General features: G+C 55.4%; 11 protein-coding genes. 2 read left to right on the top strand and 9 right to left on the bottom strand.

The features are described 5' to 3' along the window. Positions 1 to 29 precede the first annotated feature (29 nt). The 9 genes from recC to rppH form a co-directional block, all read right to left on the bottom strand. Positions 30 to 3,401 (bottom strand): exodeoxyribonuclease V subunit gamma, encoded by a 3,372-nt coding sequence (recC, locus tag ABD035_RS09360; protein ID WP_343869608.1) that lies wholly within the window; start codon positions 3,399 to 3,401, stop codon positions 30 to 32. Between the two features lie 80 nt (positions 3,402 to 3,481). Next, a complete protein-coding gene (locus tag ABD035_RS09355; RefSeq protein WP_212714241.1) occupies positions 3,482 to 3,805 on the bottom strand; it encodes a prepilin-type N-terminal cleavage/methylation domain-containing protein in 324 nt (107 codons plus the stop codon). After that, the gene (locus ABD035_RS09350) at positions 3,777 to 4,199 is read right to left on the bottom strand and encodes a DUF2509 family protein (RefSeq protein ID WP_343869605.1); all 423 of its coding nucleotides are present in this window, start codon (positions 4,197 to 4,199) and stop codon (positions 3,777 to 3,779) included. Before ABD035_RS09350 ends, ABD035_RS09355 begins: the two co-directional genes overlap by 29 nt. Continuing rightward, positions 4,196 to 4,759, bottom strand: coding sequence for a prepilin peptidase-dependent protein (locus tag ABD035_RS09345; protein ID WP_343869602.1), 564 nt, complete (start codon positions 4,757 to 4,759; stop codon positions 4,196 to 4,198). The genes ABD035_RS09350 and ABD035_RS09345 overlap by 4 nt, the downstream gene beginning before the upstream one ends. Then, entirely contained in the window at positions 4,759 to 5,244 is a 486-nt protein-coding gene (locus tag ABD035_RS09340; protein WP_343869600.1) for a prepilin-type N-terminal cleavage/methylation domain-containing protein, read from the bottom strand. Before ABD035_RS09340 ends, ABD035_RS09345 begins: the two co-directional genes overlap by 1 nt. 176 nt (positions 5,245 to 5,420) lie before the next feature. Continuing rightward, a complete protein-coding gene (thyA, locus tag ABD035_RS09335; protein WP_343869598.1) occupies positions 5,421 to 6,215 on the bottom strand; it encodes a thymidylate synthase in 795 nt (264 codons plus the stop codon). Next, positions 6,212 to 7,093, bottom strand: a complete 882-nt coding sequence (lgt, locus tag ABD035_RS09330) for a prolipoprotein diacylglyceryl transferase (protein ID WP_343869596.1) — start codon at positions 7,091 to 7,093, stop codon at positions 6,212 to 6,214. Before lgt ends, thyA begins: the two co-directional genes overlap by 4 nt. A 135-nt stretch (positions 7,094 to 7,228) precedes the next feature. Next, complete coding sequence (gene ptsP / locus ABD035_RS09325) at positions 7,229 to 9,475, bottom strand: phosphoenolpyruvate--protein phosphotransferase (protein WP_212714243.1); 2,247 nt, start codon at positions 9,473 to 9,475, stop codon at positions 7,229 to 7,231. Positions 9,476 to 9,487: 12 nt separating this feature from the next. Beyond that, positions 9,488 to 10,015 (bottom strand): RNA pyrophosphohydrolase, encoded by a 528-nt coding sequence (rppH, locus tag ABD035_RS09320; protein ID WP_025902652.1) that lies wholly within the window; start codon positions 10,013 to 10,015, stop codon positions 9,488 to 9,490. 684 nt (positions 10,016 to 10,699) lie between these two features. On the opposite strand from rppH, the gene mutH reads away from it, so the two are divergent. Together mutH and ABD035_RS09310 are read left to right on the top strand one after the other, a co-directional pair. After that, positions 10,700 to 11,386 carry a DNA mismatch repair endonuclease MutH gene (gene mutH, locus ABD035_RS09315; RefSeq protein WP_343869592.1) on the top strand — a complete coding sequence of 229 codons (687 nt, stop codon included), beginning with the start codon at positions 10,700 to 10,702 and terminating at the stop codon, positions 11,384 to 11,386. A 72-nt stretch (positions 11,387 to 11,458) separates the two neighbouring features. Beyond that, positions 11,459 to 12,169: a TerC family protein gene (locus ABD035_RS09310; protein ID WP_343869899.1), complete on the top strand. Its 711-nt coding sequence runs from the start codon at positions 11,459 to 11,461 to the stop codon at positions 12,167 to 12,169. Positions 12,170 to 12,302 lie beyond the last annotated feature (133 nt).

Here is a 12,302-nt window from a genome sequence, read left to right as displayed (position 1 = left end):
GTTCAGAAGGATCATCGTGAATGCCGCCGTTATTCCGGCGTATGGGCACGGAGTACCGGCAGATACCAGGTTTCAGCGGCCTGACAAATGGCATTCACGGTATCCTCATTCAGTTCACGGCACAGACGCTGCAGGTAAGGGTCTTCCCCTTCCCCCGGGATCAGTACGGTACCCTGCCAGCCCTCGGTGAGTTTCTGCAGGGCTTTGCGCAGGGTCTCTTCGTCACCGGTAAGCTGCAGCTCTTTATTCAGGCGGGCCTGCAACCAGCCCCCGCCGCTGCGGTTCAGCAACATTAACGGGCTATTCATCCCCTGCAGGTAGCCTGTCAGTAGTTTTTCCAGTTGTTGCATCGCCTCTTCCTGCCCAAGTGGCATAAACCGCCAGCAACTGTCATGGCGGCCATACATGCGGCTGATCCCCGGCATGCCCAGTGCACAACTCACCACATGTTCTATCCATAGCAGTAAACCATCGCTGAGATTCAATTCCCCCGGACGCCAGCGCAGTATGCCGTCATCCTGAACCCCGGTCAGCCAGCCGGTCAGGCGCAATGAGAGAGTCAGATCCACTTCCACACTGCGGCTTTCCGTCAACTGGTCGCTGACTCTGGCGGCGATGTCCTGCATTTCACTGAGTTGTTTATCCCGGAAAATGTTACCAAAGGCCCCGTAAGGCAGATGCCCTGCCATCCGCTGCCGTCTGAAAAACTGTCCGCTGTCATGCCGGCTGACCAGAGTATTCAGCAGCTGAGTATTGATCTGATAGCGTTGCAGGTTATCCAGCTCAAACGGTTCAGTGTCCGGCAATTCATCCTCCTGCGCCAGGAAACTGATCCCCAGACGCTGGGTAAACCACGCCCGTACCGGATGACGCCAGAAACGCAGTAACTGGTCGAGCGACACCTCTTCCGGACTGAACGGTTCCAGTGGCGTCACAAACGCCGGGACCGGCAGCCCCTGACCACTGGCCGCCGGCAGCCACTCGCTGGCAAAACTTTGACGGGCATGTTCCGCAATAAAGTTTTCCGGGGCAAACGGGGTGCGGCTATGCTGATATAACAGGTGCTGCATCACCTGCTGCGCACTGTCATCCACATTCAATGATTCACTGCCGGGCAGGCGGAAGCTGCGGGTAACATATTCACAGAGTTCACTGACCAGTACCGACGGCAGCCGTTCGGCATTGTCACGGATACTGCGCCCGATATAGCTGATGTAGAGCCGGTCCCTGGCGGAGAGCAAGGCCTCAAGAAACAGATAGCGGTCATCATCACGCCGGCTGCGGTCCCCTTTTCGCGGGGACTGCTGCATTAAGTCAAATCCGGAAGGGGTCAGGGTGCGCGGATAAACGCCGTCATTCATCCCCAGCAGACAGACCACTTTAAACGGGATTGAGCGCATCGGCATCAGGGTACAGAAGTTCACCTGACCGGCCAGAAACCGCTGGCTGATCCGCTCCTGTTCCAGACGGCTGCGCAGTTCATCGCGCAGCACCGTTACAGGAACCTCGCCCGGATAGCGGGACTCCAGCCCCTGCTCCAGCAGTTGACGCCACTGTTCATCAATCAGTACCAGGGCCGTTTCGCTATCCGTGTCGCCGGCAAAAAAGGTATCGATCAGCTCACGGCAACAGGGCTGCCACGCTTCCAGTGTCAGTGACTGCCGCAGACGCTGTCGCCAGTCGGCCAGACAACTGAGCAGTTCTGCCAGTTGCCCGGCCAGTTCGGCCTGCAATCCGGCAGATTCATCATAGGGCAGGATCCCCTGCCAGTCGCCCTGCTCACTTTCCAGCGCATAGCCCAGCAGCATCCGTTGCAGGCCGAACTGCCAGGTATGCTGGCCGGTCACAGGCAGTGAGAGATCACTGACGCTGCTGTCATCCAGCCCCCAGCGCACTCCCGACTCATCGACCCAATGGCGCAGCGTCCGCAGGCCCTGTTCATCAATGGCAAAACGTTCCGCCAGGGCTGGCACCTCCAGCAGAGCCAGAATATCTTCAGAGGTAAACCGGCTGTCCGGTAAGGACAGTAACTGCAGAAAGGCCTGGATCACCGGGTGTGCCTGGCTTGCCCTGCGGTCAGAAATGGCAAAAGGCAGATACCGTTCACGGCTGACATCGGTAAATACCGACTGAATAAAGGGGGAGTAACTGTCGATATCGGATACCATCACGATAATATCGCGGGGCTTTAACGTCGGATCGGCATCCATCAGCCCCAGCAGGTAATCCTGTACCACCTCGACTTCACGCTGCGGACTGTGACAGGCCCGCAGGGTAAAGGAGTCATCCTGCGGATTCAGCAACCGCCGGGCACTGCTGTTATTAAATTCTTCCGTCGTAATACCGATCACGGCGTGATCTTCCAGCGTCAGAATATCCTGCTGTAGCGAGTGCAGCAGCGTATCGTGCCCCGGTTCGACAAAGGCATCGATTTCATTATCCAGAGCGTCCATCTGCGCCAGCAAATAGAGGTTATCGCGCCCCAGTTTCCCCCATGAAGCCAGCAGAGGTTGCGTCAGTTGCTGTTCCCCGTCCGGACCAAACAGCGATGAGGCCTGCCCCGGGTCACGGAACAGCGGGCGTTGCTGTGAAGACTGATGCAGCTTACGCTGACGGCTTTGCAGCTTCGCCAGAAATGCCGGGTCACGGATATCCCCCCAGTAATCACGACAAGGGTTAGTAAATAGCAGATGGATATCAATATGACGGCCCAGGGCCTGCAGGGCCTGCAGATACACCGGCGGCAGTGCTGAGATACCGCAGATAAAAACCCGTGGCGGCAGGCCTTCCGGCGGAGTGTCACAATTTTCAAGAGCTTCAATAAACCGGGAATAGAGGTTAGCACGGTGCCATTCGGGCTGTTCCAGTTCGGCGGTATACGCGACCAGCGCCCGCCACAGAGGCGCCTGCCACTGCTGAGCCTCTCCCAGACCATCGACCTGTTGTTGCTGTTCCCACAGGTTCAGCCAGTCCGGACGATACACCAGATACTGGTCAAACAGGTCTGCAATGCGGGTGCTTAACTGAAACAGCTTACGTTTATCATCATCATCGTTCAGGTAATGGCGGAGCGGCAGAAAGGTGTCCTGTGACAGAAGTCCGGGCAGTAACGTCATCAGCTTCCAGCTCATGGCGCTTTTATTGAAGGCACTTTCTTTCGGGATACCGGGAAGTACGCAGACAAACATCTGCCAGATAAAACTGGCCGGTAGCGGAAACCCGATATTCGCGGCTACCGAAAACTCTTCCGCCAGCGCCATTTGCAGCCACTGAGCCATACCGGGACTCTGCACCAGTACGACCTCTTTACTGAACGGATCAGCTAACGGCTCCCTTTTGATAAGGTGTGCCGTCAGATCTTTTAAAATATCCAACTGATTTGAATGATAGACCCTGAACATATTGTCTCCTGCGACGCCTGCCGTCTCTGCCACGTCACTCTACCTGCTCATCTTCCGGTTGCAAGCCCCGCGCCCACTTATTACGGTAAACGATCACCAAAGGGCGGACAAAACAGTTGTTGCAGGGTGGCCTGCCGGCGAAATGGTCCTTCCGTATGTGCGATTACCCGCACACAGCCATCTGCCGCAGGCTGACGGCTGACATCACTGCGCCAGCCGGCGGGGGGCTTGCCCGCCAGTACCTGAGCGGCAGCCCGTACGGCATCGCGTTGTGCCCATTGTCGCTGGTAACTGCTGACCAGTTGCCGATGGTACTGACTGAGCAGCAAAACGCTGAGTGAGAGGATAAGTAAAGCGATAAGGCATTCAGCCAGACTAAAGCCCCTGCCGGCATTCCCGTTCATCGGGTAACGGGCAAAGGTCACTCCAGCCAGCAGGGATGGCGGTAATACGCGAACGGGCCGCATCTGCTGGCTGAACCCATCGCCAGAGCAGTGTCTCGCCATTGGCCGATTGCCCGCGTAATATCCCGCGTTCGCGGGTCTGCCATAACAGGCAACTGCGCCAGCCTTCTTCCGGGGACTGCCGGCATTGCCATCCCTCATGGTCTTCCCAGCGTTGCTGTCCACCCCAGGCCAGTGACGATGCGGCCTGAAAGAAATCCTGCAGGTAATGATATTCATCGCTCCCTCCCGGCATACCGGCCCGTAAGATCCGTTCACTGGCCTGCAGTAACAGGCTCCCCATCAGCAACAGCAAAACGACAATCAGCAGCGGTGAGCTGCCCCGCTGTTTCACAGGTTTTCGGACAGCACCCAGTGCCGTCGCGTCAGCGTCACTCCGGAACCGGCGCTGGCCGTCAGTTCCACCCCCAGCCGGGAACGCTCACGCAGAAAGCGTAATCGCGTCATCTGCAGCGATGCCGGATCATTAACGCCTTCCCACCCGGAGCCGTCACAGCCTTCCACCCCCCGCTGAGTCTCCAGGCGTTTATCCCGCCAGCGGAAGCCGTAACTGTCATTTTTCAGGCTACCGGAAACCTCTCCCGGCACATAGCGCCGCGACTGTAACCGCACTATCAGGCAGCGACCATCGGCACTCAGCATGACCGGCGGACGCGCACAGGGCGGCCTTTCGCAGTACCCCGCACGCCGGAAATGTTTTTCCAGCATCAGCAGCAGTTCATGGACTTCCTGTGCCAGCAGGGTTTGCTGTTGCAGTCGTCCGTTGTTCCGGACCAGATGCGGGAAGAATCGCGCCGCGCCCAGAAAGATACCGCTGCTGATCAGCAGGGCCAGCAACATTTCCCCCAGAGTAAAGCCGTGACGCTTTCCGCTGCGCTTTCCCGGTTTCGGCATTATTCGCATCCCCCTGCCGCTGGCTGACAGAGCCTTATCCTCGCCCGCGACGAAATAATCACCCGCATGCGCCGGACGGGTGTACCAAACTCCAGGCTGCCTGCCCGCGCAACATTCCGGCGACCGTAAAACCCGGGCTCCCCGAGCACCGCCAGTAACTGTATCTGCGGATAGGGCGCGCGCCAGACAAAACGGGCCGTCCGCAAACATCCGTTGCGCTCTGCCTGAGGACGGGTGTCCACGCACCAGATATCGCCACTGCGATAAATGGCCAGCGGCAGATGACGATTGGTGCGGTTCGCAACCTCGCGGACCCCGGCAAGAAACACCTGTAAACCGGTCGCCGTCTCTGCCAGTTGCTGTTGCTCACGCCAGCCCTGCCAGAACAGGCCGCCGCCGCCCGCCAGCAAGGCAGTGATCAGCAGGACCAGTGCCAGTTCAGGCAACGTGAATCCATCCGAAGAAAGGTGAGTGTTGTTATTCATATCCGCAGTATGCGGCAGAAAAAGCAGCCGGTACTCCGGCAACGCGACAGCCTCCGGGCGGCTACGCAGAAAAAGACCGGTCACCTCAGACATTCAGCGGGATTTGTGCGGAGAGGCAAAAAAAAGCGGCAGTGCCAATGCACTACCGCCGTGATGCGTTTACTGCGCAAATGAACTCAGACGGCGACCGGGGCCTTGATCGCCGGGTGAGGATCATAGCCTTCAATCTCAAAATCATCGAAGGTGTAATCGAAGATGGAATCAGGCTTACGCTTGATTTTCAGCACCGGTAACGGGCGTGGCTCCCGGGTCAGTTGCAGACGCGCCTGCTCAAGGTGGTTGTTGTACAGGTGAGTATCCCCGCCGGTCCAGACAAAATCACCCACCTGCAAATCGCACTGCTGGGCGACCATATGCACCAGTAAGGCATAGCTGGCGATATTAAACGGCAGGCCCAGGAAGACGTCACACGAGCGCTGATACAACTGACAGCTCAGACGGCCGTCCGCCACATAGAACTGGAAGAACGCATGGCAGGGTGCCAGCGCCATTTTGTCCAGTTCACCGACGTTCCATGCAGAAACAATAATACGCCGTGAATCCGGGTCCTGTTTCAGCTGACGAATGACCTCACTGATCTGGTCGATATGGTGGCCGTCTGCCGAAGGCCAGCTCCGCCACTGACGACCATAGACCGGCCCCAGATCACCCTGTTCGTCTGCCCACTCATCCCAGATAGTGACCTTATTCTCCTTCAGATAAGCAATGTTGGTTTCCCCTTTCAGGAACCAGAGCAACTCATGAATAATGGAGCGGATATGACACTTTTTGGTCGTGACCAGCGGAAAGCCCTGCTGCAGATCAAAGCGCATCTGGTGACCAAATATCGACAATGTGCCGGTACCTGTACGGTCATCTTTTGATGCACCCTCGTTTAAGACTTTCTGCATCAGTTCCAGATACTGTTTCATTTTACTTCACCCGGTTGTTTCAGCGAGCTTCTACGGTAAGCCCAAATCATCATAATCACACCGGCCAGAATCATCGGAATCGACAGGATTTGCCCCATACTGATCACACCGTCAAACAGACCCAGCTGGGCATCCGGTTGGCGGAAGAATTCAACGATGATACGGAAAGCGCCGTAACCAATCAGGAACAGACCTGACACACTTCCCAGCGGGCGCGGTTTGCGAATAAATACATTCAGGATGATAAACAGGATCACCCCTTCCAGCAGCAGTTCATAGAGCTGTGACGGATGACGTGGCAGGACACCGTAGGTGTTCAGTAATGACTGCCACTGCGGATGCGTCGCGACCAGTGCCAGATCCTCATCCCTCGAGCCCGGGAATAACATCGCCCATGGACAGTTCGGGTCGACGCGGCCCCATAATTCGCCATTGATAAAATTACCCAGACGTCCGGCACCCAGCCCGAAAGGGATCAGCGGTGCAATAAAGTCAGAGATCTGGAAAAAGTTACGGCCGGTACGATGGGCAAACACCAGCATAACCACGATGACGCCGATCAGGCCGCCATGGAAGGACATCCCGCCATCCCAGACTTTGAACAGATACAATGGATTCTGTAAAAACAGCGGCAGGTTATAAAACAGCACATAACCGATCCTTCCGCCCAGGAAGACCCCGAGGAACCCGGCATAGAGCAGATTTTCGACTTCATTACGGGTCCAGCCACTGCCGGGTTTATCGGCGCGACGTCCGGCCAGCCACATAGCGAAAATAAAGCCGATCAAATACATCAATCCGTACCAGTGCAGTGATACCGGACCGATAGAAAAAATCACCGGGTCAAATTTTGGAAAAGCGATATAGCCGTTAGTCATCTTTCACCATTATTCTTTCTATCTGAAAGCCTGTCACCGGAAAAACCATTTTACCGGTGAAGACCGCGAAGAGTTGCGCATGATAGCACAGCCACCCGGGGCCGGGGGTGGCTAAATGTAAACGGGGATGAGCCGCTAACGTCCGCCGCGGATCAACCCTCCGAGTCCGCGCCGCTCCATAAAGACGGCCACCTGATAACGGACTTCACTCGCGGTACTGGCCTGTAATACCTGTGCAACCAGTTGCTCTGTCTCGCTGCAATCCAGGTGACGCAGCAGGTATTTCACCCGCGATACGTTTTTACCGTTCATACTTAAATGGCGGTACCCCATCCCGGTCAGCAGCGGCACACTCATCGGGTCCCCGGCCATTTCACCACACACACTGATCGGCAGGTTATGGCGCCGCGCCTCTAAGTTAATCTGATACATCGCTTTCAGTACCGACGGATGCAGCGAGTCGTAAAGGTTTGCCACCCGGGTATTATTCCGGTCAACGGCCAGCAGATACTGCGTCAGGTCGTTGGTCCCGACCGAAATAAAGTCAACCGTACGGGCCACCTGCGGTATCAGAAAAATCATCGACGGCACTTCTATCATGACACCGACCTGAGGTCGCGGGATCTCGTAGCCCAGCATCTCTTCCACTTCATGCCCTGCACGCTCGATCAGTTTACGGGCCTCATCGATCTCCTCGATACTGGTGATCATCGGTAACAGAATTTTAAGGTTACCGGAGGCCGCATTGGCACGCAGCATCGCCCTCACCTGAACCAGAAAAATTTCCGGCTGGTCGAGCGTCAGACGAATTCCCCGCCAGCCCAGGCTGGGGTTTTCTTCGCTGATGGGCATATACGGCAGCTGTTTATCGGCCCCGATATCCAGGGTACGCAGGGTCACCGGCTTATTATTAAAGACCTGCAGCATGCCCTGATATTGCGCGACCTGCTCTTCTTCCGACGGAAAGCCACTCTGCAACATAAAAGGCACTTCGGTACGGTACAGACCGACACCATCGACCCGGTCTCCCATCGTCTGCTCAAGCTCAGCACTCAGACCGGCATTCAGCAGGATAGTCACCGGTTCACCGTGTTTCATGACCCCTGGCTGCCCGGCGACGGTCTCGGCGGTTTCGCTGAGCGCATTCTCTTCGCGGATCAGCCGCTGATACTCTTTGATCAGTATCGGCTCAGGGTCTATCAGTAATTCCCCCCGGTAACCGTCAACAATCAGCAGATGTTTGTGTAACTGTCCGGGACGGATATCCGCTCCCATAACCGCCGGGATGCCCATGGCCCGGGTCAGAATGGCGGCATGGGAGTTCGCCGCACCGTCGCGGACCACTACGCCTATCAACCGTTCCGGAGGCACTTCGGCCAGTGCCGTCGCGGTCAGTTCATCCGCCACCAGCACAAAACGTTCCGGCCAGGCATTGGTGCCATGCAGGCTGTCATCGAGATGGAACAGTAAACGCTGCCCGAGTTCACGAATATCGCCGCTGCGTTCGCGCAGATACGCATCTTTCAGGTCAGCAAACTGCCCGGCGTACTGCTCGATCACGGTTTTAACGGCCCATTCGGCCACGGCACCCTGGTCTATCTCACTGAGCAGGTCTTTCTTCAGCCGCGGGTCACTCAGCAGGTGAGAGTAAAGGTCAAAAATGGCCGCGCTCTCTTTCTGAATACTGCCGGAGAAGCGCTTACTGTAGCGACGGAATTCGTCGCCGGCTTCACTCATCGCCCGTAACAGACGTTCGCGTTCCTGCGCCGTATCCAGCGTCGAGGCCGGGGTGACCTGTTCGAGGGTTGGCTGAATATGGTCAACCCAGCCCGGGGCGACCGCAACCCCGGGTGAGGCGGCAATGGCACGGATACGGCTCTGACGAAATACCCCGAATAGCTGCCCTACCTGCGACTGGGAAAGCAGCGTACCGACCTGGGTCGCCAGGGTGACCAGAAAGGACTCTTCTGACTCGTCAAACGAGCGTAATTCACGCTGCTGAACCACCAGAACACCAAGCACCTGACGACGGTTGATGATAGGTGCGCCCAGAAACGAGCGATAATGCTCTTCTTTTACGGAAGGAATAAATTTGAAGCTGGGATGGCTCTGGGCGTCGGCCAGGTTAATCGGTTCGGCCAGGCGACCGACCAGTCCGACAATCCCTTCATCCAGAGCCAGAGTAATGGTGCGACCACGCGGTTTTTTCAGACCGCGGGTTGCCATCAGGTAATAGCACTGACGCTCCTGATCGGCCAGGTACACCGAGCAGACCTCGGTTTCCATCGCCTGGCAGATCTCATTCACCAGTATATCGAGTGCTTCATTGAGTCTGGAAGCACTGGCTACCTTTTCTACAATATCGCGTAACCGGGTGAGCATCAGCGCCATGCTCTATCCTCTTTTTCTTCGGCCGGGCTGTTGACTGCGTGGCAGTGAATTCTCTGTTGCAGACATCACCACAGTCGCGAACTCTTTCATCACGCGGCGATAAACATCACGTTTGAAAGAGACAACCTGGCGCACCGGGTACCAGAAACTTACCCAGCGCCAGCCATCAAATTCAGGGGTACTGCTTCCCTGGACATTAATGGCATTCTCGTGGCATTGCAGTTGCAGCAGAAACCATTTTTGTTTCTGGCCGATACACACCGGCCGGGTATCCCAACGCACCAAACGTTTGGGCAATTTGTAACGCAACCAGTTACGGGTAGAGGCGATAATCCGTACATCTTTACGATGTAAGCCGACTTCTTCAAACAATTCCCGATACATCGCCTGTTCCGGGGTCTCTCCGGGATTAATGCCTCCCTGAGGAAACTGCCAGGAGTGTTGTCCGAAACGCCTGGCCCACAGAACCTGTCCTTGCCTGTTACAGATTACGATCCCAACATTCGGGCGGTAGCCATCATCATCGATCACCAGACTACCTCAAAGCTATCTTTAGATAGCCTGATTGTTTCATACTCCTTACAGGCGGTAAACCACTGGCTGACAGGGATTCGACAGAATAAATCAGGGATAACCCACAAAAAACCTTAGAGTTATAAACAGAGACCGGTCAGAGAGCCTGATTTTATGCACCTTTTCTGTGGATAGCTTTGTGCAGAACACGGGATTTCCCTGAATAATAGCGAAATCCCCCGTAAAGCACCGGGTGAGGAAATAAAAAATAAATTGCTATATTTCATTTAGTTAAGCAATTAACCACAGGCAAAAAATAAGGGTTTTACGGGCCGTGCCGCAAATAACTTAGCGGGAAGAACAAAAAATAACCATCGCTATTTTTATCCACAGTTTATGGTGATATGTTATCCACCATCGCAAAAAAAATTGCACGGACCGCTAAAGTCAAGGCTGTAAATCGAACCAGTAGTCAGGGTCATACACAGTTATCCCATTTTTCTGTGGATAACTCTGCGTATAATCCTGTTTATTACCCATGACAAACAGGTATAACGCTGGCCCCTGTTCTTCTGACATCCCGCCGGGTACATAAAAAAGTGCGTTGAATCATGCTATTATTAGATTTACTCACTGCATTCAGGCGTATCAATAAATCCCCCTGCCTGGCAGGTTGTTTTTTAATCAGTTAAATGAGGGCTTATGTCTGACTCGCCGGCACCTCTGGCCGCCCCGGAAAATGAACAGGTATTACTGCAGCGTGCTTATGCGCTCGCCGGACAAACACTGGAAGAACTGGCTGCTACGTTCTCCCTGCCGGTGCCGGCCGATCTTCGCCGGGATAAGGGCTGGATAGGGACCCTGATCGAATGGCACCTCGGGGCGTCGGCAGGCAGTAAGGCGGAACAGGACTTTGCGCATCTGGGGATCGAACTGAAAACCATACCTGTGGATAGCCGGGGGCAGCCACTGGAAACCACCTTTGTCTGTGTTGCGCCGTTAACCGGTAATACCGGTGTCAGCTGGCAGCACTGCCACCTGCGTCATAAGTTATCGCGTGTCTTATGGGTGCCGGTGGAAGGCGAACGGTCCCTGCCCCTGAAACAGCGACGGATAGGCACCCCGTTATTGTGGAGCCCTACCCCGGAAGAGGAGGAACAGCTGCGCGCGGACTGGGAGGAACTGATGGAAATGATTGTACTGGGTGACGTGGATAAAATTACCGCCCGCCACGGTCAGTATCTGCAAATCCGCCCGAAAGCCGCCAACCGTAAAGCCCTCACGGAGGGCATCGGTGCACAGGGCCAGCCCATCATGACGCTGCCCCGCGGCTTCTATCTGAAGAAAACCTTTACCGGGCCGCTGCTGGCCCGCCATTTTCTGCTGTGATTTTTTACTGTAACCGATTAATCCTGCCCGGTTATACTCTTTGTTTAGCTTTCGTTTAGGATTGATGTGAATATGTTTGAGTGGATTGCTGATCCCAATGCCTGGCTGGCGCTGGGGACACTGATAGTGCTGGAAGTGGTTCTGGGTATCGACAATATTATTTTTCTGTCGCTGGTGGTGGCTAAGCTCCCTGAGAAACAACAGGATAAAGCCCGTAAACTGGGTCTGATGGCGGCGATGCTGATGCGTCTGGCACTGCTGGCGTCTATCGCCTGGGTGGTGCGACTGACTCATCCGCTGTTTACCGTGTTTGATCATGCCCTATCGCTGCGGGATCTTATTCTGATGGCGGGCGGGCTGTTCCTGATCTGGAAATCGGCCAAAGAGATCCATGAAACCATCGAAGGGGGCGAAGAAGTGCACGAGAGTCGCGTGTCTTCTTTTGCCGGGGCGATTGTCCAGATCATGCTGCTCGATATTATTTTCAGCCTGGATTCAGTGATCACCGCCGTGGGTCTGTCTGACCATCTGTTTATTATGATGGCCGCAGTGGTGATTGCGGTGATTATGATGATGTTTGCGGCAAAGGCTATCGGCGAGTTCGTTGACCGTCATCCGACCATTAAGATGCTGGCGCTGGCATTTCTGATCCTGGTCGGCTTCACCCTGATCCTGGAGAGTGTGTCGATACACGTACCGAAAGGCTATATCTATTTCGCCATGTTCTTCTCGATGGGCGTGGAGATGCTTAACCTGTTGCGAAGTAAGAACAAATCACATTAACCCTCCGCCGGCGGAAGGCCGTCTCTGTGACGGGAAACTTCCGCCGGACATCCCGGTTTTTATCTGATTTTCACGTTTTTTTGCGCTTTATCGTCGGTTTCATAGCGCTGCTGTTTGTCTGTGGCAGAGAAAT

It is taken from the genome of Tatumella terrea (assembly GCF_039523755.1).
Lineage (GTDB): Bacteria > Pseudomonadota > Gammaproteobacteria > Enterobacterales > Enterobacteriaceae > Tatumella > Tatumella terrea.
Note: the sequence above shows the minus strand (reverse complement) of the source record. Positions and strands in the feature narration are given on the sequence as shown.

What these genes read in the sequence shown, in the direction of transcription:
- ABD035_RS09355 (WP_212714241.1), bottom strand. Translation starts at nt 3,805, where the DNA reads ATGAACGGGAATGCCGGCAGGGGCTTTAGTCTGGCTGAATGCCTTATC.
- recC (WP_343869608.1), bottom strand. Translation starts at nt 3,401, where the DNA reads ATGTTCAGGGTCTATCATTCAAATCAGTTGGATATTTTAAAAGATCTG.
- mutH (WP_343869592.1), top strand. Translation starts at nt 10,700, where the DNA reads ATGTCTGACTCGCCGGCACCTCTGGCCGCCCCGGAAAATGAACAGGTA.
- ABD035_RS09340 (WP_343869600.1), bottom strand. Translation starts at nt 5,244, where the DNA reads ATGAATAACAACACTCACCTTTCTTCGGATGGATTCACGTTGCCTGAA.
- ABD035_RS09345 (WP_343869602.1), bottom strand. Translation starts at nt 4,759, where the DNA reads ATGCCGAAACCGGGAAAGCGCAGCGGAAAGCGTCACGGCTTTACTCTG.
- ABD035_RS09310 (WP_343869899.1), top strand. Translation starts at nt 11,459, where the DNA reads ATGTTTGAGTGGATTGCTGATCCCAATGCCTGGCTGGCGCTGGGGACA.
- ptsP (WP_212714243.1), bottom strand. Translation starts at nt 9,475, where the DNA reads ATGCTCACCCGGTTACGCGATATTGTAGAAAAGGTAGCCAGTGCTTCC.
- lgt (WP_343869596.1), bottom strand. Translation starts at nt 7,093, where the DNA reads ATGACTAACGGCTATATCGCTTTTCCAAAATTTGACCCGGTGATTTTT.
- thyA (WP_343869598.1), bottom strand. Translation starts at nt 6,215, where the DNA reads ATGAAACAGTATCTGGAACTGATGCAGAAAGTCTTAAACGAGGGTGCA.